The sequence below is a fragment of the Hylemonella gracilis str. Niagara R genome (assembly GCF_000600295.1).
Lineage (GTDB): Bacteria > Pseudomonadota > Gammaproteobacteria > Burkholderiales > Burkholderiaceae_C > Hylemonella > Hylemonella gracilis_A.
Map to the genome: position 1 here is coordinate 1,917,153 of NZ_JEMG01000001.1, position 22,085 is coordinate 1,939,237.

General features: G+C 64.6%; 19 protein-coding genes. 15 read left to right on the plus strand and 4 right to left on the minus strand.

Features of this window, described 5'->3' with window-relative positions:
* Window positions 1–387: 387 nt before the first annotated feature.
* The 4 genes from AZ34_RS18280 to AZ34_RS08955 all read left to right on the plus strand — a co-directional run bounded on the left by AZ34_RS18280 (window position 388) and on the right by AZ34_RS08955 (window position 2,933).
* Window positions 388–912, plus strand: a complete 525-nt coding sequence (locus AZ34_RS18280; RefSeq protein ID WP_197026518.1) for a hypothetical protein — start codon at window positions 388–390, stop codon at window positions 910–912.
* Window positions 913–1,100: 188 nt separating this feature from the next.
* Window positions 1,101–1,547, plus strand: a complete 447-nt coding sequence (locus tag AZ34_RS18285) for a hypothetical protein (RefSeq protein WP_155831759.1) — start codon at window positions 1,101–1,103, stop codon at window positions 1,545–1,547.
* 235 nt (window positions 1,548–1,782) lie between these two features.
* Window positions 1,783–2,442: a hypothetical protein gene (locus tag AZ34_RS08950; protein ID WP_155831760.1), complete on the plus strand. Its 660-nt coding sequence runs from the start codon at window positions 1,783–1,785 to the stop codon at window positions 2,440–2,442.
* Between the two features lie 98 nt (window positions 2,443–2,540).
* Window positions 2,541–2,933 (plus strand): YciI family protein, encoded by a 393-nt coding sequence (locus AZ34_RS08955; RefSeq protein WP_035607234.1) that lies wholly within the window; start codon window positions 2,541–2,543, stop codon window positions 2,931–2,933.
* A gap of 21 nt (window positions 2,934–2,954) precedes the next feature.
* Here the strand turns inward: AZ34_RS08955 and AZ34_RS08960 are convergent, their stop codons facing one another.
* From AZ34_RS08960 to AZ34_RS08975, 4 genes are read right to left on the minus strand one after another with little or no spacing between them, the layout of a single operon-like run.
* Entirely contained in the window at window positions 2,955–3,791 is an 837-nt protein-coding gene (locus AZ34_RS08960) for a GntR family transcriptional regulator (protein WP_035607237.1), read from the minus strand.
* Window positions 3,775–4,977: an amidase gene (locus tag AZ34_RS08965; protein WP_035607240.1), complete on the minus strand. Its 1,203-nt coding sequence runs from the start codon at window positions 4,975–4,977 to the stop codon at window positions 3,775–3,777. Before AZ34_RS08965 ends, AZ34_RS08960 begins: the two co-directional genes overlap by 17 nt.
* Window positions 4,974–5,897, minus strand: coding sequence for a polysaccharide deacetylase family protein (locus AZ34_RS08970; RefSeq protein ID WP_035607247.1), 924 nt, complete (start codon window positions 5,895–5,897; stop codon window positions 4,974–4,976). Before AZ34_RS08970 ends, AZ34_RS08965 begins: the two co-directional genes overlap by 4 nt.
* An 11-nt stretch (window positions 5,898–5,908) precedes the next feature.
* Window positions 5,909–6,313 carry a hypothetical protein gene (locus tag AZ34_RS08975; protein ID WP_035607249.1) on the minus strand — a complete coding sequence of 135 codons (405 nt, stop codon included), beginning with the start codon at window positions 6,311–6,313 and terminating at the stop codon, window positions 5,909–5,911.
* A 225-nt stretch (window positions 6,314–6,538) separates the two neighbouring features.
* Between AZ34_RS08975 and AZ34_RS08980 the strand changes: the two genes are divergently transcribed.
* The 11 genes from AZ34_RS08980 (at window position 6,539) to AZ34_RS09030 (ending at window position 22,056) form a co-directional block, all read left to right on the plus strand.
* A complete protein-coding gene (locus tag AZ34_RS08980; protein ID WP_035607252.1) occupies window positions 6,539–7,732 on the plus strand; it encodes an ABC transporter substrate-binding protein in 1,194 nt (397 codons plus the stop codon).
* Entirely contained in the window at window positions 7,732–8,610 is an 879-nt protein-coding gene (locus tag AZ34_RS08985) for a branched-chain amino acid ABC transporter permease (protein WP_035607255.1), read from the plus strand. Before AZ34_RS08980 ends, AZ34_RS08985 begins: the two co-directional genes overlap by 1 nt.
* A gap of 58 nt (window positions 8,611–8,668) precedes the next feature.
* Window positions 8,669–11,254: a branched-chain amino acid ABC transporter ATP-binding protein/permease gene (locus AZ34_RS08990; RefSeq protein WP_155831761.1), complete on the plus strand. Its 2,586-nt coding sequence runs from the start codon at window positions 8,669–8,671 to the stop codon at window positions 11,252–11,254.
* A gap of 326 nt (window positions 11,255–11,580) precedes the next feature.
* A complete protein-coding gene (locus AZ34_RS08995; RefSeq protein ID WP_035607258.1) occupies window positions 11,581–14,469 on the plus strand; it encodes a 2-oxoglutarate dehydrogenase E1 component in 2,889 nt (962 codons plus the stop codon).
* A 97-nt stretch (window positions 14,470–14,566) separates the two neighbouring features.
* The gene (odhB, locus tag AZ34_RS09000; protein ID WP_035607260.1) at window positions 14,567–15,829 is read left to right on the plus strand and encodes a 2-oxoglutarate dehydrogenase complex dihydrolipoyllysine-residue succinyltransferase; all 1,263 of its coding nucleotides are present in this window, start codon (window positions 14,567–14,569) and stop codon (window positions 15,827–15,829) included.
* Between the two features lie 12 nt (window positions 15,830–15,841).
* Complete coding sequence (locus AZ34_RS09005; protein WP_155831762.1) at window positions 15,842–16,489, plus strand: hypothetical protein; 648 nt, start codon at window positions 15,842–15,844, stop codon at window positions 16,487–16,489.
* A 30-nt stretch (window positions 16,490–16,519) separates the two neighbouring features.
* Entirely contained in the window at window positions 16,520–17,947 is a 1,428-nt protein-coding gene (lpdA, locus tag AZ34_RS09010; protein WP_035607264.1) for a dihydrolipoyl dehydrogenase, read from the plus strand.
* 138 nt (window positions 17,948–18,085) lie between these two features.
* Complete coding sequence (gene zapE / locus AZ34_RS09015) at window positions 18,086–19,186, plus strand: cell division protein ZapE (protein ID WP_035607267.1); 1,101 nt, start codon at window positions 18,086–18,088, stop codon at window positions 19,184–19,186.
* A gap of 49 nt (window positions 19,187–19,235) precedes the next feature.
* Window positions 19,236–19,700, plus strand: a complete 465-nt coding sequence (locus tag AZ34_RS17590; protein ID WP_155831763.1) for a hypothetical protein — start codon at window positions 19,236–19,238, stop codon at window positions 19,698–19,700.
* A gap of 12 nt (window positions 19,701–19,712) precedes the next feature.
* Entirely contained in the window at window positions 19,713–19,928 is a 216-nt protein-coding gene (locus AZ34_RS09025; RefSeq protein WP_035607270.1) for a YdcH family protein, read from the plus strand.
* Complete coding sequence (locus tag AZ34_RS09030) at window positions 19,915–22,056, plus strand: ATP-dependent DNA helicase (protein WP_051509642.1); 2,142 nt, start codon at window positions 19,915–19,917, stop codon at window positions 22,054–22,056. The genes AZ34_RS09025 and AZ34_RS09030 overlap by 14 nt, the downstream gene beginning before the upstream one ends.
* Window positions 22,057–22,085: the final 29 nt, after the last annotated feature.

Genomic DNA, 22,085 nt, shown 5'->3' on the forward strand with positions numbered 1-22,085 from the left:
GATTTTTTTGGATTGGCTGCTTGGCGGGAGCTCTATCACCCGTGGTACTTTTCGTTATATCAGTCGCGGCTAGCCGCGTCTTTGAATCTTGGGCTTTCATTGCCCTTATGGCCGGTTTTCTCCCCTTTGCTTCAAATGATCCAGAACAACAAATGTCATGGGCTCAATTGGCAGCAGGTCTTGCGCTGAATTCGGTATTCTTTGGATTCATCGGACTTATCGTTGGTCGCATGCGTGGGGGAAGCGAAAAGCCCAGCGCGCCTACAGCCGACCTTAAGTCGCCCATGGGCTAGAGCTTGCGGTCCGCTTTTTGTGTCCCTGAGTGACTCCCTTGGGTCGAGATGAACCTCTCAATTCCAAAAAATCCAAGGACCGGAGCGTCAACCAATGCTTGTTATTCGTCCACGAGTGAGCGCAAGAAAGCTCGCGCTAATTGCCGCAGGTTTCGCTGGATTGGCAATCCTAGGATTCTTAACTTCCGAAACCAAAATCCTGCAGCGAGCGCAACTGAAAAATGCGAGCGGCAAGGTCACATGGGTGGCCGAATTAGACAGAGAAATCAGGTTCAAGTTGGCGGGCTTTCCGGAAACGTTTAGTTATCCAGCAAAGGGCAAGGTGCGTAGTACTGTCAGGGTAGCGCTATCCGCTGCAGAAAATGGCCAAGTCTCGATACTCTTCGACCCTCAGGCCTATCGCCCTCGCCCCTGGTCTTCAGAGACTAAATTTCACACTGTCTGGGAAATCGTGACACACAACGGTCCCGCTCGTACGCTCGTCGAATCTCAGGAGGCAATGCGTACTAGCAACGAGATTGACTATTGGATCTCTGTTTTCTTTGCGGTCATTGCTGCGTATTCAGCGTACTTTTCGTACCTTACTTGGCGTAAATACGACTCACAGCTCTTCCATTGATGCAGATCGCAACACCAGGGTGAATACGATTGGCGCATGCTCCGCAAAGCAGCATCGTGAGGGTCTGCTTTATCAACCACCAGTTGTCCGCAATGGGTCGAAAGCTGGAAGCAAACCCGTTGAGATTGATGAAGAACTGGCAGCTCATTGACGGCGTCATCTATGCTCTGACGAGAGAGTGTTGAGTTATGAAAAAATTTTTATACGCCACCATCTTCACACTGAGTTTTGTTGCGAACTCAACAGAGCGCACGTCATGGAAAATTGATGCCAGCGTCTTAAGTTGCCAGCCTGAAAATGTGCATCTTGGGGAATCGATCAAGCTTAGATTGGGGCTCGATCATGGAGAAGAACTTTCCGTGGTTCGAGTGCGAGACAAAGTTACATTTTTCCTTGTCGTCTGGGGCCCTCCCAAAGGCTACCAAATGCTTATGTCTCCACAAAAGTTCGCCGAAGCAAAGTTGCTTGAAATAAGCACAGAGCAGGAGGCAATACCTTGGCGGCCTCCACTTTCTCCAGGTACGGTACGCATATTCGATCAACCTGGGACGTACTGGTTCTACACATCGGTGAACTTGGAATCAGAAGCAGGTGGTCATCGCTGTAAAGTACAAGTTCTACCTAGAGAAAAATGACTCCTAGGCGATATCAGTAATTAGATGCTTTGAGAACCGATGCCCATACGCGATGGTCTCCAAGCGTACAGGCAATGCTCGTTGAATGGCTGCTGTTGCTGATATTTTGTGTCCGCAACGGGTCGACAACAGAAGACGGCGTACGGCATGATTCTGATCGGCGAATATTTAAAACCCGCCCGGATTGCCTGCGGCGTCCGCTTATTTCCAATGACGATCGCATAAAGGATGGGACATGCGCATAATCGCCACAATATTTTTTCTGCAGATAACGAGTGTTTGGTTTGCAGCTGGTGCCGCCGCTCAATCAGCCGTTGCGGAACGGATATCCGGAGTCTCAGTTGCTAGCCATCCAGATAAAGGCGTAGTCCTCTTGGCAGTAAGGTGGGATCGGCGGTGGAACTGCAGTGGTTTCGAGAACGCGCAGCTTAGAGCCATCGGCTTTGACAAGCTGCCTAGTGCGAAGACCGGCGATGACGCTAATGCCGACGTTCTGCTTGATGACGCGCCGCTGATTGCCACGAAACCAGCGTTTGACAACTATGCGTTCATGGTGGAGCCGGGCGACTATGCGCTGAGTCGGCTCGAAATCAAGGTTGCAAAATCAAAATCGGAAGTTGGGTTCTTCAAGATTCCAAGGAGCAGGTTCCTGAAAGATGGGCAATCTTTGGGGGGCAGCTTCACCGTCGCTGCCGGCGAAGTCGTTTATCTTGGACATTTTTATCTCGATTGCACGTTGCAGCCCATTTTGTGGCGTTATTACGCCGAGGGTCGCGACGGGTTCAATGCGTATCTGGCGTCGCTCAAAAGGAGCCATCCCGCGCTAGAGACTGAAAAGGTGGTTTTTCGTTTGTTCCAGACCAAGGAATTCGGGAATGATTACAAGCTGCCGTAGTCGTTTTATTTGACTGCAAGTACTTGGTCGACGCTGTAGGCTTGTGGCGGTCGTTGACCGGCGTCTTGCGGTTGAATAAATTTGTTCGCCCTCAGATCATGAAGCATCAGTACCTGGTCATCTCACGCGGCAAGTGGGACGAAAACGCGACGCCAAAAGACGTCCAGCAGGCCATCGACCGGTTCTACGCTTGGTACGAAGGTCATCTGGAGTCCGGGCGCATGCTGGAAGGCAGTCGCTTGCAGGTAGCCGGCAAGGTCGTGTCTGGGGCAGGCATCACGGATGGCCCGTTTGCGGAGGCCAAGGAATTGGTAGGGGGCTACTGGTTCATCGTTGCCGGTAGCCTCGATGAAGCCGCTGCGCTGGCCGCCGAGAACCCGTGCCTGGCCTTTGGCCTCTCATTGGAAGTTCGCCCTCTAGAACCGGCGAAGGCATTGGCGAGCGAGACCAGCAACGAAACCCCTGATGCTTGGCGCGCCCAAGCGCATTGAGCACATTCGCGAGCGCCAGCCTTACCCCAAGCCCAACAATTTCGCCAGACTCTTCTCATCCCCCGGCGACTCCAGCATCAGGTGTTCTTCCAGATCACGCAGGTGCTGGTCCATGAGTTTCACCGCGCTCTCGGCGTCGCCCTGGGCGATGCAGTCCACGATGCGTTCATGTTCGTCGTGCTCGCAGGCCGCGTTGCCGGGTGGCTGGTGCACGGCGACGATGAGGGAGCAGCGCGAGACGATTTCGGCCAGGTAGCGCTGCAATATCTCGTTGCCGGAGAGTTCCGCCAAGCGAAGGTGATAGGCGCTGGCGAGTCTTGCCCAGGCGGGTTGGTCGAAGCGGTGCATGGCTTCGTGTTCGGCGCGCAGCTGTTCGCGCAGGCCCTTGAGGTCGCGTGCGGTGGCGCGTTCGGCCACCAGGCGCACCACGGCGGCTTCGAGCGCGCGGCGGGCTTCGAAGATTTGGCGGGTTTCCTCGCGCGTGGGCACGGCCACGATGGCGCCCCGGTTGGGGCGCAGCTGCACGATGTGGTCGTGCGCGAGCTTCTGTAGCACTTTCCGCACCACCGAGCGGCTGACCTGGAAGAGTTCACACAGCGGCGCCTCGGGCAGTTTGGTGCCGGGCTTGAGGCGCTGGCTCATCACGCTGTCAAACACGGCCTGGTAGATGCGCGCCTCGATGTCGGCGCTGTCGTCGCCGGGTGCGTCCGTGGTGGTGTCGGGGTCGAGCGCCGGGGCGGCGGCGGGGCGGCGGCCCTTGGCAGTGACGGTGACGGGAGGGGTGCCCACCGCGCGCGTGGCGCGGCGGGTGCCTGCTGCCTTGCTGGCAGAGGCGCGAGGCTCAGTGGATTTGGGCATGCAGACTGCGTGCGATACGGATCAAGGCCAGGTCGCTGCCGGAGGGGCCGAGCAGGGAGAGGCCCAGCATATCACCGGAGGCCGTGCGCACCGGCAGGCTGATCTGCGGCAGACCGCAGAGCCCTGCGATGCAGGTGATGGCCATGGTGCGCAGGCGCACCGCGTCCACGGCGGCCGGGTCCGCATCGCGCAGCGGGGGCAGGCTGGCGGCCGAAGGCAGCAGCATCAGGCCGTCGTTGCCGAGCAGCTCGCGCACTTGCGCGCGTACTTGCGCCTGCGTGGCGCGCGCTGCGGTAGCGGCCTCGGCGCTGACCTGGCTCGCGGCCTGCCAGCGCTTGGCGATGGCGGGGGCGAAGGTGGGTTGCGCTTCGGTGATCCATGCGCCATGCACCTGCCAGCCCTCGAAGGCACCCGCGGTCACATAGGTCTGGCGCCAGGCGGGCAGGCCGATCTCTCCTGCGATGCGCAGGTTCTCGGGCACGCAGGCCAGCCCTTGCGCCAGCGCCTCGCGCGCCCGCTGCAGGGGCACCGCAAAGATGTCGTCCGCAAGTTCCCAGGCGTCCAGCGGCAGCAGCAGGCGGCGCGGTGTGTACGGTGTGTCGGGCAACAGCACGTGGCCGACGCGCTCGAACACGTCGCCACTCGCCGCCAGCCAGGTGGCCGTGTCAAAGCTGGGGTGCAGGGGCACTAGGCCGATGTTGGGCAGCAGGCCGTGGGTGGTACGCAGACCCCAGAGGCCGCAGTAGCTGGCGGGCACGCGTGTGGAGCCGCCGGTGTCCGTGCCCAGCGCGAAATGCACCAGGCCGGCCGCGACGGCCGCGGCCGAGCCGCTGGACGAACCGCCGGTGACGCGCGCCGGGTAGAGGCTGTTGAGCGGCGTGCCGTAGTGCAGGTTGTCGCCGTGCAGGCTGTAGGCCAGCTCGTCGGTCAGCACCTTGCCCATGAGCGTGGCCCCGGCGGCCAGCAATTGCGCCACCACGGCGCTGTGCTCGGTGGGCACGGGGTGGCTGGCCAGCCAGCGCGGGTTGCCAGCGCCCGTGGGCTGGCCCGCGACATCGAACAAATCCTTGGCGGCGAAGGTCAGACCGGCCAGTGGGCCGCCGGCCTGGCCGGCAACGGTGAAACGTCCGTGCGGAACCCAGGCGCCGACGGTGTCTTGCAGGGGGAAGGGCAGGGGAGCGTTCATGCGGTGGTTTCGGTGCGGGTGTGGGCAAGGCGGTCCATGTGCGTGCAGATGGCACCGGGCGTGGTGAACCAGACTTCGCCACGTTCTCGCGCGGCGGCCAGGTGCTGCAAGGCGCGGCGCAGGTGGCGCAGGCGGTAGGGCTGACCCACCAGGTAAGGGTGCAGGGCGATGCCCATCACCAGCGGTTGCTGGCGCGACTGTTCGAGCATCTCGTCGAAGTTGTCCACGATCATCTGCGCGAAGTCCTTGCCGTCCAGCTGGCGGCCCACGATCATGGGGATGTCGTTGAGTTCCTGTGGGTAGGGAATGGCCCACAGGCCCTGCCCGTTGCGCGTCTTCATGCGCACGGGTTGGTCGTCGTGGCACCAGTTGAGCGTGTAGCGGTAGCCGGCTTCGGCCAGCAGATCCGGCGTGAGCTTGCTTTCGGAGATCCAGGGCGAGAGCCAGCCCGCAGGTGCCGCGCCGCTGCGCGCGCGCATGCGGTCGCGGCAGAGCGCCAGCAGCTCGTGCTCGGCCTGTTCGTCCAGCACGCCCTGGCGCTCGGCATTGCTGTGGCCATGGCCCACCAGTTCGTCGCCGCGCGCGGCGCAGGCCACCACCACCTCGGGGCAGTGGTCGTAGAGCGCGGTGTTGATCAGCGCGGCGGCGGGCAGCTTCAGTTCGTCGAACAGTTCCAGGCAGCGCCAGACGCCCACGCGGTTGCCGTACTCGCGCCAGCTGTAGTTCAGCACGTCCGGTTGGGGCGAGGGTGGGCCGATCATCGCGCCCAGGCCTTCGCCGAAGGCGAAGTGCTCGATGTTCAGCGCCAGGTAGACGGCCAGGCGCGCGCCGCCTGGCCACTGGTAATCGGCGCGGCGCGTGATGGGCTGGTAGGGAAAGCGCCCGTGGTCAGGGAGTTGGCCGGGGTAGATGGCAGGCATGGGGCTGTACCTCACAAAGTGGCCAATCCCGCGCGCACCAGCAGCCATTCGGCGCTGTCGTTCCACACGTCCATCTGCGTGATCAGGCCCCGCTTCACGACATAACGGTCCACGTAGCGGTTGCCTTCGAAGGTCGTGCCGTCGGGCCAGACGCCGTAGAGCGTGCCCAGGCTGTAGACCACGGTGTGCTCGGGCGTACCGCCGGCCACGGTCTCGGTGGCTTCCACCTTTTTCTTGACCCATTGGTAACGCGAGGCGTTGAAGGCCGCGCATTCGGCGGGAGCCTTCATGGCGCGGCCGCCCGTGAAGCGGATGCGCAGCTCGGGCGCGATGTAGCGGCTGGCGGCGGCCGGGTCCGGAATCATCAGCAGGCGCAGGTATTCGTCGACGATGGCCGCAGGGGTGGACGGGCTCATGGGTGGATTCCTCTCGTTCGTCCCTGTTTTGGTGCCGGGTGCACCAAGAGGTGTGGGGTGGGACGTTTCAAAAACGTGCTCGCAAAAGACATGCCATATTGTTGACAAGTTTGATCTACAAGTGAGGACAAGAAAAACATAGGATTGGCAACACTGGCACGTCGCTTGCATGACTGGGGCGAGCCCGCGGGGCCGCCCCTTCCCATCCTCACCTGGAGTCATGCCATGAACCGCTTTTCCTTTTCCCTCGGTCGCCGCGGCCTGCTGGCCGCCGGCCTGAGCCTGGCCGCGGCCGCCCTGTCGGCGCCCGCGTTGGCTGCTGAACCCATCAAGATCGGCCTGGTCACCGCGCTTTCGGGCCAGTCGGCCCTGGCCGGCGAAGCCATCACGCGGGGCATGCAGCTGGCGATCGACGAGATCAACGCCAAGGGCGGCCTGCTGGGCGGGCGCAAGCTGGAGCTGGTGCGCCGTGACGACGAAGCCAACCCCGCCAAGGGCGTGGTGGCCGCGCGCGAACTGATCTACCGCGAGAAGGTAGCGGTCATCTTTGGTGGCCTGGACACACCGGTCTCCATGGCCATCGTGCCGCTGATCAACCAGGAGAAGGTGCCTTTCATGGGCCCCTGGGCCGCGGGCACGGGCATCACCAAGAACGGTGCCAATCCCAATTTCGCCTTCCGCGTCTCGGCCGTGGACGAGATCGTGGACGTGGGCATGCTGGCCTACGCGCAGAAGAACTTCAAGACGGCCAAGCCCGGCCTGATTCTTGTCAACAATCCCTGGGGCGAGAGCAACGAAAAAGGCCTGAAGGCCGCCATGGCCGCCAAGGGCGTGACCCCGGCTGGCGTGGAAAAGTACGAGGCCAACGACGTGGACATGGTGCCCCAGCTCACGCGCCTGAAGGCGGCGGGCGCGGACACGCTGTTCCTGGTCGGCAACGTCGGCCCCTCGGCCCAGGTCGTGAAGTCGCTGGAGCGCATGGGCTGGAAGGTGCCGGTGGTCTCGCACTGGGGCCCGGCCGGTGGCCGTTTCACCGAGCTGGCCGGTCCGAACGCCAAGGACGTGCATTTCGTGCAGACCTACAGCTTCTTTGGCAAGCAATCCCCCGTGGGCGAGCGTGTGATCAAGGCCATGATGGCCAAGTACCCCAACGTCAAGGGCCCGGGCGACATCACGCCGGCCGTGGGCGTGGCCAATGCCTACGACGGCGTGCACCTTACGGCGCTGGCCATCCAGGCCGCGGGCTCGACCGAGGGGGACGCCGTGCGCCAGGGCTTCTACAAGATAGGCAAGTACGAAGGCCTGATCAAGAACTACAACAAGCCCTTCAGCCCGGAGGTGCATGACGCGGTGCAGGCCGAGGACTACGTTTGGGCGCAGTTCATCGACAACCGCATCGTGCCGGTCGGCCTGAACTGATGCTGGTCCTATCCGCGCTCGTCAGCGGCCTGGGCCTGGGCAGCATGTACGGGCTGATGGCCCTGGGCTTTTATGTGACCTATGCCGTCAGCGGCACGGTCAATTTCGCCCAAGGCAGTTCCATGATGCTCGGCGCGGTGCTCACGTACACCTTCGCGCAGACCTTGGGCTGGCCGGGCTACGCGGCCGTGCTGCTGGCCCTGGCTTTGTGCGCGGCCTACGGCCTGCTGGTGGAACTGCTGGCCGTGCGGCCTTTCGTCAACCGTGGCTCGGACGCCTGGCTCATGGCCACGGTGGCCGTGGGCATCGTGCTGGACAACGTGGTCATGGCCACCTACGGCAAGGAGCCGCGCAGCCTGCCTTCGCCGCTGGCGCAGTCGCCCATCGAGGTGGCTGGCCTGGGCCTGGGCGTGTACCCGCTGCAACTGCTGATTCCGCTCTTGGGCCTGGCGCTGGCTGCGGTGCTGCACCTCGTCTCGCGCCGCACGCGCTGGGGCACGGCCATGTTGGCCGTGGTGCAGAACCGCGCGGCCGCGCGCCTCATGGGCATCCCGATCCGCCGCGCCGTGGCCCTGGCCTTCGCGCTGTCGGCCTTGTTCGCGGGCATTGCCGGCGTGCTGATCGCGCCGCTGATGAACGTGCATTCGGACATGGGCACGCTGTTCGGCCTCAAGGCCTTTGCAGTGGCCATCCTCGGCGGCATCACCAGCGCCTGGGGCGTGATGATCGCGGGCCTGCTCTTCGGTCTGGTCGAAGCGACCATCACCACCACGTTGGGTTCGGGCTACACCCAGATCCTGACCTTCGCGCTGGTGATCGCGGCGCTGGCCTGGCGCCCCAATGGCCTGTTCGGCCGCGCCGAGGTGAAAAAGGTATGAGCGCCGCACGACAACCCGAAGGCGCCTGCACCGCAATGCGCCACATGGAGCTGACCCCGTGAGTTTGCACAACAAGAATGGCGTCGTGCTCGGCCTGGGCACGACGCTGCAGATCGCGGCCTTCGTGGCCGTGCTGGCCCTGGGCGCGGGTCTCGCGCTCTCGCTCAATGGCTATTGGGTGTTTGTGCTGGCCCAGGTGGCCTTGCTGGCCATCGTGGGCGTGGGCCTGAACGTGCTGATCGGCCTGACGGGCCAGATGTCGTTTGGCCATGTGGGCTTCTACGCCATCGGCGCCTACACCGTGGCCATCCTGACCAGCAAGGCGGGCCTGAGTTTCTGGCTGGCCTGGCCGCTGGCGGCGCTGATCGGTGCGGCCTGTGGCGCGCTGCTGGCCTTGCCCGCGTTGCGCGTGAAAGGGCCTTATCTCGCGATGATCACCATCGCCTTCGGTTTCATCGTGGAGCACGGCATCGTCGAGGCCGGCGCGCTCACGGGCGGGCAGAACGGCATCATGGGCATCACGGGCCCCGTGCTGGGCAGCCTGGCGCAGGGCGAACGCGCCATGGCCTTGCTGGCCATCGCGGCGGCGGGCCTGGCCTTGGCCATGTACGCCTGGCTGGCGCGCGGTACCTGGGGCGCGGCCATGCGTGCGGTGCGTGATGCCGAGACGGCGTCCGAATCCATCGGCCTGAACCCCTTGGTCATCAAGACCGTGGCCTTTGCCGTGTCTGCGCTGTGCGCAGCGGCGGCGGGTGCGGTGTTTGCGCCGCTCTCGGGCTTCGTGACCCCACACACCTTCGGTTTTGTCCAGTCCATCCTGTATGTGCTGGTGGTCATGCTGGGCGGCGCGGGCTCGGTGGCGGGGCCGCTGATTGGCGCGGTCATCGTGGGCCTGCTGCCCGAGTTGCTCTCGGGTCTGGAGGAATACCGCCTGCTCTTTTTTGGCGTGCTGCTGCTGTTGGTGCTCTGGGCCGCGCCCGATGGCGTGGCCGGGCTGCTGCGTCGCTTGCGGCTGCAGTTGTGGCTCTCCATGTCCGTGGGGTCGCATGCGGCGGGCGCAGCGCTGTCCGCTTCGTCGGGCGTGCCCGCGGAAGAAACGACGGTCCTGGCACGGCGCGCGCGCCAACCTTTGGCGGCTCACGGTTTGAGCATGCAGTTCGGCGGTGTGCGTGCGGTCTCCAGTCTGCATTTCGAGGCATCGGCTGCGGCTGTGACCAGCCTGATCGGCCCCAACGGCGCGGGCAAGTCCACGGCGCTGAACATGCTGAGTGGCTTCTATCGGCCCACCGAAGGCGGCTTCACGCTCGGGGGCGAGGCATTGACGGGCCTGGACGCGATGCGCATCGCCCGCCGGGGTGTGGCGCGCAGTTACCAGACCTCGCAGTTGTTTGGGTCCTTGAGCGTGCTGGACAACGTGGTGCTGGCCATGCACCGCGGTTTGCTGGGGCCGCTTCTGGGTGCGGCACGACGGTGTTCACCCGTGTCCACGGCGCGGGCGCGGCAACTGCTGGCCTGGTGCGGCTATACCGGACCAGTGGACACGCCGGCGGCCGATCTGCCGCATGTGGACCGGCGCCTGGTCGAGATTGCGCGTGCCTTGGCCGCCGACCCCGAGGCCCTGCTGCTGGACGAGCCCGCGGCCGGCCTCTCGCGCGAGGACAAGGAGCGCCTGGGCGCGCTGCTGCGCCGCATCGCCGACGCGGGCGTGACGGTGCTGCTGGTGGAACACGACATGGCCCTGGTCATGGGCATCAGTGACCAGGTGGTGGTCTTGGATGCAGGTGTGCGTTTGGCGGTGGGTACGCCGGCCGAGGTGCAGGCCGATCCCGCAGTGCAGCAGGCGTACTTGGGCGAATCAATTGAGGCGGGTTCTGGGCCACGTGCCGTTGATCACGCCGACGCTGGGCCGCGCCCCGAAATGCTGGGCGTGGGCGCCCTGGTGGCGGGGTACGGTGCTGAGCCTGTGCTGCATGGCATCGACCTGCAGGTGCGACAGGGCGAAGTCGTGGCGCTGCTGGGCGCCAATGGCGCGGGCAAGTCCACGCTGATGAAGGCGCTGGCAGGGCTGCACCGGCCGGTGCAAGGCGGCATCCACCTCGAGGGGCAAGAGCTCAAGAACTTCGGCGCGGAACAGGTGGTGGCGCGGGGCGTGGTGCTGGTGCCCGAGGGGCGCCAGGTCTTCCCCGAACTCAGCGTGCTGGACAACATCCGCCTGGGTACCTTTCTGCAACCGCAAGACCGCGAGGCGCGTGTGGAAGAGCAGTTGCAGCGTTTCCCGCGCCTGCGCGAACGTCTGCACCAGCGCGCCGGCCTGCTTTCGGGGGGCGAGCAGCAGATGTTGGCGATCGCGCGCGCACTGATGTCGCGCCCGCGCATCCTGCTGCTGGACGAGCCTTCGCTGGGTCTGGCGCCCAAGGTCATCGCCGAGCTGTTCGCCGCGCTGGACCAGTTGCGCCGCGAGGGCATAACCTTGCTGCTGGTGGACCAGATGGCGGGCTTGGCACTGGCGCTGGCGGACCGCGCCTACGTCATCGAGGGCGGCCGCATCGTGGCTCAGGGCACGGCCGCCGAGATTGCGGCGGACGGCGCCTTGGCCCAGGCCTACCTGGGGCAGCAGGCGGAATCAGCGCCAATGCCGGCGTGATGCGCGACGTAACCCTGTGAAACCCCCATGAAGACCTGGTGAGCGGCGGGTTTGCACACCCGTGCGCGCAGTCGGCCGGGCGATCAGCGCGCGCTGCGTGCCTGCGACGCTGTTTATTTCCCTGCGCCGTGAATTCGTTCCCCTCCGGTTGTGTTACGACTCTGTTTCGGTGGCACAATCCCGTCCGTACTGAGGGGCGGGGTATCCACATGGAGCCGCCCTTGGGCCCTTCCAGCCACAGTCGCATCCGCCAACCGGTTCAGCCGTGCCGCGGAAGGTTTCTTAAACCAGTCAAAGTTTCCTGCAGGGAAACGGAGGTCAGCGCAATGAGCGAATCCAACGGCTCCGCGTCGTCTGTCTATCAGACTTATCGCGATAACACCTATCTGTTCGGTGGCAATGCCCCGTACGTCGAAGAGATGTACGAGAACTACCTTGCCAATCCCGGCAGCGTCCCCGACAACTGGCGCGATTATTTCGACGCGCTGCAGCACGTGCCCGCCGTCGACGGCAGCAACACGCGCGACGTGCCGCACCTGCCGGTCATCAACGCCTTCGCCGAACGTGCCAAGCAGGGCGTCACCCAGGTGGTGATGGCCACCGGCGCCGACTCCGAAATGGGCCGCAAGCGCACAGCGGTGCAACAGCTCATTGCCGCCTACCGCAACGTCGGTGCACGCTGGGCCGATCTGGACCCGCTCAAGCGCACCGAGCGCCCCGCGATCCCCGAGCTCGATCCCGCCTTCTACGGTTTCACCGATGGCGACCAGGAAACCGTCTACAACACCAGCAACACCTTCTTCCCTGGGGAGACGATGTCGCTGCGCCAGCTGCTCAACGCACTGCGCGAGACCTACTGCGGCACCATCGGTGTCGAGTACATGTACATCACCGACCAGACGCAAAAGCGCTGGTGGCAGCAGAAGTTGGAGAGCACCCGCGCCAACCCCAACTTCACCGCCGAGCAGAAGAAGCAGATCCTTGACCGTTTGACGGCCGCCGAGGGTCTGGAGCGTTACCTGCACACCAAGTACGTGGGCCAAAAGCGCTTCTCGCTCGAAGGTGGCGAGAGCTTCATCGCCGCCATGGACGCGCTGATCCAGCAGGCCGGCGCCAAGGGCGTGCAGGAGGTCGTGATCGGTATGGCCCACCGAGGCCGCTTGAACGTGCTGGTCAACACCCTGGGCAAGATGCCCAAGGATCTGTTCGCCGAGTTCGACCACACCGCGCCCGAGGACCTGCCCGCAGGTGACGTGAAGTACCACCAAGGTTTCAGCTCCGACGTCACCACCCCTGGCGGCCCGGTGCACCTGAGCCTGGCCTTCAACCCCTCGCACCTGGAAATCGTGAACCCCGTGGTGGAGGGCTCGGTGCGCGCGCGCATGGACCGTCGCGGCGACACCGAAGGCAAGCAAGTGCTGCCGGTGCTGGTGCATGGCGACGCCGCCATCGCTGGCCAGGGTGTCAACCAGGAAACGCTGGCCCTGTCCGAAACCCGTGGCTACTCCACGGGCGGCACGGTGCACATCGTGATCAACAACCAGATCGGCTTCACGACCAGCGACCCGCGCGATAGCCGCTCCACCCTGTACTGCACGGACATCGTCAAGATGATCGAGGCGCCCGTGTTGCACGTCAACGGCGACGATCCCGAAGCCGTGGTGCTGGCCACCAAGCTGGCGCTGGAATTCCGCATGGAGTTCCACAAGGATGTGGTGGTGGACATTGTCTGCTTCCGCAAGCTGGGCCATAACGAACAGGACACGCCTGCTCTGACCCAGCCGCTGATGTACAAGAAGATTGGCGCGCACCCCGGCACGCGCAAGCTCTACGGTGACAAGCTGGTCACGCAAGGCATCCTGCCGGCCGACGGTCCGGACGAATACGTCAAGGCCTACCGTGCCGCCATGGACGCAGGCAAGCACACGGTGGACCCGGTGCTGACCAATTTCAAGAGCAAGTTCGCTGTCGATTGGTCGCCTTTCCTGAACAAGAAGTGGACCGATGCCGCCGACACGGCACTGCCACTCGCTGAGTGGAAGCGTCTTGCTGAAAAGCTGACCACCATTCCTGACAGTGTGACGCCGCACCAACTGGTCAAGAAGGTGTACGACGACCGCGCCGCCATGGGTCGTGGCGACATACCCGTGGACTGGGGCATGGGCGAGCACATGGCCTTCGCCTCCCTGGTGGCTGCGGGTTACCCCGTGCGCCTGTCCGGCGAAGACTGCGGCCGTGGCACCTTCACCCACCGCCACGCCGTCATTCACGACCAGAAGCGCGAGAAGTACGACGAAGGCACCTACATCCCGCTCCAGAATGTGGGCGAGGGCCAGGCACCGTTCACCGTCATTGACTCCATCCTGTCGGAAGAAGCCGTGCTGGCCTTCGAATACGGCTATGCCTCCAATGATCCGCACACGCTGGTGATCTGGGAAGCCCAGTTCGGTGACTTCGCCAACGGTGCGCAGGTCGTGATCGACCAGTTCATCGCTTCCGGTGAAGTGAAGTGGGGCCGTGTCAATGGCATCACCCTGATGCTGCCGCATGGCTACGAAGGGCAGGGGCCCGAGCACAGCTCGGCGCGTCTGGAGCGCTTCATGCAACTGGCCGCCGACACCAATATGCAGGTGGTTCAGCCGACCACGGCCAGCCAGATCTTCCATGTGCTGCGCCGTCAGATGGTGCGCCCACTGCGCAAGCCGCTGGTCATCATGACGCCCAAGTCCTTGCTGCGCAACAAGGACGCGACGTCGCCGCTGTCCGAGTTCACCAAGGGCGGTTTCCAGACCGTCATCGGCGAGCAGAAGGAGATCGCGGACGACGCCAAGGTCAAGCGCGTGATCTGCTGCTCGGGCAAGGTCTATTACGACCTGGTCAAGAAGCGCGAGGAAAAGGGCCTGGACGACGTCGCCATCCTGCGCGTCGAGCAACTCTATCCCTTCCCGCACAAGGTCTTCGGCGCGGAACTCAAGAAGTACCCGAACGCCACCGAGATCGTGTGGTGCCAGGATGAACCGCAGAACCAGGGCGCCTGGTTCTTCATTCAGCACAACATCCACGAGAACATGCTGGATGGTCAGAAGCTCGGTTACGCGGGTCGCGCCGCCTCGGCCTCGCCGGCCGTGGGTTACGCCCACCTGCACCAGGAGCAGCAGAAGGCCCTGGTGGAAGCCGCGTTCGCCAAGCTCAAGGGCTTCGTGCTGACCAAATAAACATCGTTAGACGGCGCAAGGCCAGCAGGATTCATCGCGAATTCATGCTGGCCTTTGACGCACCCCTCCCAACGCAAACCCATAACGGAAGAATCAAATGGCTATCGTAGAAGTGAAGGTTCCGCAGCTGTCCGAATCGGTGGCGGAAGCCACCATGCTGCAATGGAAGAAGAAGGCTGGCGACCTGGTGGCCGCCGACGAAATCCTGATCGAGATCGAGACCGACAAGGTCGTGCTCGAGGTGCCCGCTCCCGCAGCCGGCGTGCTGTCCGAAGTCGTGGTCGGCGACGGCGGCACGGTGGTGGCGGATCAGGTCATCGCCAAGATCGATACCGAAGGCAAGGCCGGTGCTGCCGCGCCTGCGGCGGCTGCGGCCCCTGCCGCCGCGGCTCCGGCTGCGGCTCCTGTGGCTGCCGCGGCTGCTGCCTCCGCTTCCAAGGCTGGCGTGGCCATGCCCGCCGCCGCCAAGCTGATGGCGGACAACAACCTGGCCGCTGGCTCCGTGGCAGGCACGGGCAAGGACGGCCGCGTGACCAAGGGCGACGTGCTGTCGGCCGTGGCCGGTGGCGCCAAGCCCGCCCCCGCCGCCATCCCGACGGGCGCGCCGGCCAAGGCCCTGCCGCAGGTGGCTGCGCCGAGCACTTCGCTGCACCTGGGCGAGCGCCCCGAGCAGCGCGTGCCCATGACCCGTCTGCGTGCCCGCGTGGCTGAGCGTCTGCTGCAGTCGCAAGCCACCAACGCGATTCTGACCACCTTCAACGAAGTGAACATGGCCCCGGTCATGGAGCTGCGCAAGAAGTTCCAGGATTCCTTCACCAAGGAACACGGCACCAAGCTGGGCTTCATGTCCTTCTTCGTCAAGGCGGCTGTGCATGCCCTCAAGAAGTATCCCGTGCTGAACGCCTCGGTGGATGGCAATGACATCGTCTACCACGGCTACTTCGACATCGGCATCGCCGTCGGTTCGCCGCGCGGCCTGGTGGTGCCCATCCTGCGCAATGCCGACCAGATGAGCTTCGCCGACATCGAGAAGAAGATCGCCGAGTTCGGCAAGAAGGCGCAGGAAGGCAAGCTGGGCATCGAGGAAATGACCGGTGGCACCTTCTCGATTTCCAATGGCGGCACCTTCGGCTCCATGATGTCCACCCCCATCATCAACCCGCCCCAGTCGGCCATCCTCGGCGTGCACGCCACCAAGGACCGCGCCGTGGTCGAGAACGGCCAGATCGTGGTGCGCCCGATGAACTACCTGGCCATGAGCTACGACCACCGCATCATCGACGGCCGCGAAGCTGTGCTGGGCCTGGTGGCGATGAAGGACGCGCTGGAAGATCCGTCGCGTCTGCTGTTCGACATCTGATCCGTGGCAAGCGTGCTCTTGACCAGCATGAGGTGGGTGGTGCGCTGCGCCACGCCATTCCTGTTTGCGCTGTCTGCGCATGCGGCTACGCAGGGCGAGCAGCTTGTCCAATCGTTGTTGGAGTGCTCGCCGAAGTACTTCGCCCAGGTTCGTGGAACGGCGGATTTTTCTTCGGCGGGTTACACATTCAACCCTAAGGGACGCTTGATTGTTCCGAATGCCCGTGACGAACTCGGTTCAGGTTATCGAGTCATGGGGAAGCGGTCGATTGAGCTGGGTGGATTGACTGTGGTCGGCATGTACGACCTGCATCGCAAGGCAAATACTTTCGAGATGTTCGATTGGGGATTGCTGGTGAAGGGCGATCCGGCCTCTTTGACGCAAAAGCTCAATAGCCGTTTGTCTGCGGATCGTTCTTTGGAAAGCGATGGGATTCTTGGGTTTGCGCGTCTGGAGAGCACGACGATCAAGACGTGGCCGAAATGGGTAGTGCGTAAGCCTTTGCCACCCCGTGGCCCTGTTGAGTTCGGTGATCTTGAAATGGTTGCGGAAATCACGGTTGCTGATGAGGAACTGCCAGGCGTTTCGCGCATTGGTTGTTCCCTACAAGGTGTGTTCCCGCCTTTTGTGCTTCAACAACGGCGTCCTGATATCGATTAATTGCGCGTTTGCGCTGAATGGAATACTGATATGTCCAAACAATTTGACGTAGTCGTAATCGGCGGTGGCCCCGGTGGATACATCGCTGCCATCCGCGCCGCCCAGCTGGGCTTCAACACCGCTTGCATCGACGAGTGGAAGAACGAGAAGGGCGGCCCCGCGCCGGGTGGCACCTGCACCAACGTGGGCTGCATCCCGTCCAAGGCGCTGCTGCAGTCGTCCGAGCATTTCGAGCACGCCAACAAGCACTTCGCCGAGCACGGCATCACGGCCACGGGCGTGAAGATGGACGTGGCCAAGATGATCGCGCGCAAGGACACGGTCGTGAAGCAGAACAACGACGGCATCCTCTTCCTCTTCAAGAAGAACAAGGTGTCGTTCTTCCACGGTCGTGGTTCTTTCGTGAAGGCTGTGGACGGGGGTTATGAAATCGCCGTCAAAGGCGCGGCGAACGAGACCCTGGTGGCCAAGCAAGTCATCGTGGCCACCGGCTCCAACGCGCGTGCCTTGCCGGGCGCGCCCTTCGACGAGGAAACCATCCTCTCCAACGACGGTGCTTTGCGCATCGGTGGTGTGCCCAAGAAGCTGGCCCTGATCGGTGCCGGCGTGATCGGCCTGGAAATGGGTTCGGTCTGGCGTCGCCTGGGCGCGGACGTGACCGTGCTCGAAGGTTTGCCGACCTTCCTGGGCGCGGTGGACGAGCAGATCGCCAAGGAAGCCAAGAAGGCCTTCGACAAGCAGGGCCTGAAGATCGAGCTGGGCGTCAAGATCGGCGAGATCAAGACCTCCAAGAAGGGCGTCAGCGTGGCCTATGCCAACGCCAAGGGCGAAGCGCAGACGCTGGATGCGGACAAGCTCATCATCTCCATCGGTCGCGTGCCCAACACCATCGGCCTGGGTGCCGAGGCCGTGGGCCTGAAGCTGGACGAGCGCGGCGCCATCGTGGTGGACGAGCTGTGCAAGACCAATCTGCCGGGTGTCTGGGCCGTGGGTGACGTGGTGCGCGGCCCCATGCTGGCGCACAAGGCGGAGGAAGAGGGCGTGGCCGTGGCCGAGCGCATCGCGGGCCAGCACGGGCATGTGAACTTCAACACCATCCCCTGGGTCATCTACACCAGCCCCGAGATCGCCTGGGTCGGCAAGACCGAGCAGCAGCTCAAGGCCGAGGGCGTGGCCTACAAGGCGGGTACCTTCCCCTTCCTGGCCAACGGCCGCGCACGCGCCCTGGGCGACACCACGGGCATGGTGAAATTCCTGGCCGATGCCAAGACGGATGAGATCCTTGGCGTGCACATGGTGGGGCCGATGGTGTCGGAGTTGATCTCCGAGGCCGTGGTCGCCATGGAGTTCAAGGCCAGCAGCGAGGACATCGCGCGCATCTGCCACGCCCACCCGTCCTTGAGTGAAGCCACCAAGGAAGCGGCCCTGGCCGTGGACAAGCGCACGCTCAATTTCTAAGGCATGACAAGGCCCCCACGCCTGCCCAAGGCGTGGGGGTCGCTCCCGCCCAGATCCGCCGCACACTGCGCGCCGCCTGGGTTTGATGCCGCAGCCGCCCATTGGCGGCCCGCTGGCGCTTGGTAAAGGTTTTCTCACGTGGCATCGGTACTCGAGGCGTACGAGTCGGAACTGAAGACGCGGGGTTACCGCAGCGATCCCGCCCAGCTGCGCGCCGTGCAGGCGCTGGAACGCTGCGCGGGCGAGTGGTTTCTGTACAAGAACAAGCGCTCCAACGCCTTCAAGAAACTCATCAACCACCCAGACATCCCCATGGGGGTGTACATGTACGGTGGGGTGGGGCGCGGCAAGAGCTTTCTGATGGATTGCTTCTACCAGGCCGTGCCGCTGCGGCGCAAGACGCGCCTGCACTTCCACGAGTTCATGCGCGAGGTGCACCGTGAACTCGCCGACCTCCAGGGCACCGTCAACCCGCTGGACGCGTTGGCCGAGCGCATCGCCGAGCGCTACAAACTGATCTGCTTCGACGAGTTCCATGTCGCCGACATCACGGACGCGATGATCCTGCACCGCCTGCTCTCCGCGCTGTTCCAAAACGGGGTGGGCATGGTGATGACCTCCAACTTCAAGCCCGACGATCTGTACCCGAACGGCCTGCACCGCGACCGCATCCTGCCCGCCATCGCCCTGCTGAACCGGGAGATGGAGGTCATCAACGTGGACAACGGCACCGACTACCGGCAACGCACGCTGGAACACGTGCAGCTCTACCATCAGCCGCTGGGCCCCGAAGCCGACGCCGCGATGGAACAGGCCTTCAACGAACTGGCCGAGGCGCGCGACGAAGACCCGGTGCTGCACATCGAGTCGCGCCAGATCCGCGCGCGGCGCAAGGCGGGTGGGGTGGTCTGGTTCGATTTCAAGACCCTGTGCGGCGGCCCGCGCTCGCAGAACGACTACCTGGAAATTGCCTCGCAGTTCCACACCGTGTTTCTGAGTGACGTGCCGCACATGCCGGTGCGCATGGCCTCGGAAGCGCGCCGATTCACCTGGTTGATCGACGTGCTCTATGACCGCCGCGTCAAGCTCATCCTCTCCGCGGCCGTTCGTCCCGAGGAGCTGTACACCGAGGGGCCGCTGGTGCATGAGTTTCCGCGCACGGTGTCGCGTCTGAACGAAATGCAATCACGTGAGTTCCTGGAGCAGGAGCGTCGCGTCGTGGACACGCGCTTGACATGAAGGGCGTACAGTGCGGGTCATGGGTTTGCAGTTCATGAGGTCCCTGGTCTTGTCCCTTTTTCCGCGCGCGGTCCGCGAGGCGCTGCGTGTTGGCGTGGTCGGGCTGACCGTGCTGCTGTGCGTCGCTTGGGCACAGGCACAGCCCACCACAAGTCCAGTGCCTTATGACGCCGAACACGATGCGCGGGAGCGCGCGCGCATCGAGCAGGAACGTGCACGGGCCGAAGCACAGTACAAGCAGGCCCGCGCCGACTGTTACCAGCGTTTCCGGGTGAATTCCTGCCTGACCGATGCGCGTCGTGCGCGTCGTGTCGTCATCGATCGACTGCGCGCCGAGGAGATCGTGCTGGACGATGCCAAGCGCCTGGCCGAGGCGCAGGCGCAGAAACAGCGGGTCGAGGCGCGTCAGGCCGAGCGTGCACGGCAGGAGGCTGCGCGTGAGCAAGAGGACGCCGAGCGCGCGCGCAGCCGCACCCAGCCACGTGGCAATGTGCCCGCGCCGGCCAATCGCTGAGCGGGAGGGCAGGTGGGCGTCAACCTCCATTCCCCGCAGCGCCGCCTGATCGAATTGCGCATCGAGCATGCCGATCTGGATGCCATGATCGACCGCGTGGGCGAGCAGGCGGGAGTGGTGCAGACGAATGACGAGTTGGCCTTGCGCCGCTTGAAAAAACGCCGCCTGGCGTTGCGTGACGAAATTGCCCACCTCGAACGCGAACTCACACCCGATGAGCCCGCCTGAGCTCGCCGAACAGGGGGCGCAGCTCGCCGTGCCAGCCCCGTCCCTCGCGGACAGCCTGCGCGCGGATGTCGCGGCCGCTTTTTCCGAGGATGGCGTGCTGGCGCGCGGTTCCACAGCCTTCCGGCCGCGCGCGGGCCAGACCGAGATGGCGCTGGCCGTGGCCGACACTCTGTCCCGGCGCGAGGTGCTGGTGGTGGAGGCGGGCACGGGCGTGGGCAAGACCTACGCCTACTTGGTCCCCGCCCTGTTGAGCGGCCAACGTGTGCTGCTGTCCACCGCGACCAAGACCCTGCAGGACCAGTTGCATGGCCGTGACCTGCCGCGCCTGCTGCAATTGCTGGGCCTGCCCCTGCGCACGGCCTTGCTCAAGGGGCGCGCGAGTTACCTTTGCCTGCATCGTCTGGAGCAGGCGCGCCACGGCACGTCCTCGGGCCATGTTGCGACGGGCGTGGCGGCGCATGCGCTGTCGCGCATCGAACAATGGAGCAAGCAGACGCGCACCGGGGACTTGGCCGAGTTGCCGGGCCTGGACGAACGCTCGCCGCTGATCCCGCTCATCACCTCCACGCGCGACAACTGCCTGGGCCAGGACTGCCCGCGTTATCGCGACTGCCACGTCAACCTGGCACGGCGCGAGGCCCTGGCGGCGGACCTGCTCGTGGTCAACCACCACCTCTTTTTCGCCGATCTGGCCGTGCGTGAGTCCGGCATGGCCGAGTTGCTGCCCACGGTGGACGCCGTGATCTTCGACGAAGCGCACCAGCTCAACGAAACCGGCGTGCAGTTCCTCGGACGCCAGTTGTCCAGCAGCCAGGTGCTGGACTTCGCGCGCGACCTGCTGGCCACGGGTTTGCAGCAAGCGCGCGGCCTGGCCGATTGGCAGCAGCTGGCTGGCGCCGTGGAGCGGGCCATGCAGGACCTGCGCCTGTGCGCCGGGCGCGCCCCGGCGGGTGGCTTGCGCCTGAGCTGGCTCGACACCACGCCCGAGCGCCTGAACGTGGACGCCTGGGCGGCCGCCCTGGAGGGCCTGCAGCAGGCCTGCGAGGACGCGCGCGTCGCCCTGGAGCATGTGGACGAACTGGGGCCCGATGTGCTGCGCCTGGCCGACCGGGCGCGTGAGCTGGCCGGCTTGGTCTTGTTCTTTCGCGCGCCAGCCTCACCCGAGGCCGTGCGCTGGCTCGAAGTGGCGCAACAGCTGCGGCTGATCGAATCACCCCTGGACATCGCCGACACGGTACGCGCACGCCTGATCCCGCCGGTGTCCAAGGACGGGCAAGACGAGCAGGGGCAAGGTCCAGACGCGGCGCCCCGTGCCTCACCCCGCGCCTGGATCTTCACGTCCGCCACCCTGGGTGACGACGAAACCCTGCGCTGGTTCACCGAGCCCTGTGGCCTGCAGGACGCGCGTGTGCTGCGCGTACGCAGCCCTTTTGACTACGCCCGCCAGGCGGCCTTGTATGTGCCGGCCGTGTTCCCCAAGCCGGGCGAGGCGCGGCACCCGGATGCCGTGGCTGCCTTGGTTGCGCGACTCGCACCGGTGCTGGGTGGGCGAGCCCTGGTGCTGACCACCACCTTGCGCGCCTTGCGCGACATCGGCGAGCGCTTGCCGGAGCTGCTGGCCGCGTCGGCGCAGCCCGGGGAGGACGGCGTCGCGTTCAATGCGAGTCGCCTCGAAGTGCTGTGTCAGGGCCAACGCCCCAAGCGCGAATTGCTGGAGCGTCTGCGGCAGGGCGCCGAATCGCCCGAGCGAGGCTGCGTGCTGGTGGCCTCGGCCTCTTTCTGGGAAGGGGTGGACATACCGGGCGACGCGCTGCAACTGGTCGTCATCGACAAGCTGCCTTTTCCGCCGCCGGGTGACCCGCTGGTGCAGGCGCGCAGCCGCAGGCTGGAGGCCGCGCGACGCAGCCCTTTCAACGACTTCCACCTGCCCGAGGCCGCCGTGGCGCTCAAGCAAGGCGCGGGGCGTTTGATACGCAGCGAGAGCGATCGCGGCCTGCTCGTCATCTGCGACCCGCGCCTGGCGCAGATGGGTTATGGGCGCCGCCTGCTGGCGGGCCTGCCCCCAATGCGGCGGCTGGGTGAGGAGGCCGAGGCGCGGGCTTGGCTGGCCGCGCTGCGCGCTGACTGAAAGCCTGAGTGGTCGGTCCCAGGACTGGG

Bases quoted from the DNA above. Each gene is read 5' to 3' on its own strand.
- lpdA (WP_035607264.1), top strand. From the start codon at position 16,520: ATGTCCAAACAATTTGACGTAGTCGTAATCGGCGGTGGCCCCGGTGGA.
- AZ34_RS08970 (WP_035607247.1), bottom strand. From the start codon at position 5,897: ATGCCTGCCATCTACCCCGGCCAACTCCCTGACCACGGGCGCTTTCCC.
- AZ34_RS09030 (WP_051509642.1), top strand. From the start codon at position 19,915: ATGAGCCCGCCTGAGCTCGCCGAACAGGGGGCGCAGCTCGCCGTGCCA.
- AZ34_RS08975 (WP_035607249.1), bottom strand. From the start codon at position 6,313: ATGAGCCCGTCCACCCCTGCGGCCATCGTCGACGAATACCTGCGCCTG.
- AZ34_RS08995 (WP_035607258.1), top strand. From the start codon at position 11,581: ATGAGCGAATCCAACGGCTCCGCGTCGTCTGTCTATCAGACTTATCGC.
- odhB (WP_035607260.1), top strand. From the start codon at position 14,567: ATGGCTATCGTAGAAGTGAAGGTTCCGCAGCTGTCCGAATCGGTGGCG.
- AZ34_RS08955 (WP_035607234.1), top strand. From the start codon at position 2,541: ATGAAGCATCAGTACCTGGTCATCTCACGCGGCAAGTGGGACGAAAAC.
- AZ34_RS08980 (WP_035607252.1), top strand. From the start codon at position 6,539: ATGAACCGCTTTTCCTTTTCCCTCGGTCGCCGCGGCCTGCTGGCCGCC.
- AZ34_RS08960 (WP_035607237.1), bottom strand. From the start codon at position 3,791: ATGCCCAAATCCACTGAGCCTCGCGCCTCTGCCAGCAAGGCAGCAGGC.
- AZ34_RS08985 (WP_035607255.1), top strand. From the start codon at position 7,732: ATGCTGGTCCTATCCGCGCTCGTCAGCGGCCTGGGCCTGGGCAGCATG.
- AZ34_RS08965 (WP_035607240.1), bottom strand. From the start codon at position 4,977: ATGAACGCTCCCCTGCCCTTCCCCCTGCAAGACACCGTCGGCGCCTGG.
- AZ34_RS18280 (WP_197026518.1), top strand. From the start codon at position 388: ATGCTTGTTATTCGTCCACGAGTGAGCGCAAGAAAGCTCGCGCTAATT.
- AZ34_RS08950 (WP_155831760.1), top strand. From the start codon at position 1,783: ATGCGCATAATCGCCACAATATTTTTTCTGCAGATAACGAGTGTTTGG.
- AZ34_RS18285 (WP_155831759.1), top strand. From the start codon at position 1,101: ATGAAAAAATTTTTATACGCCACCATCTTCACACTGAGTTTTGTTGCG.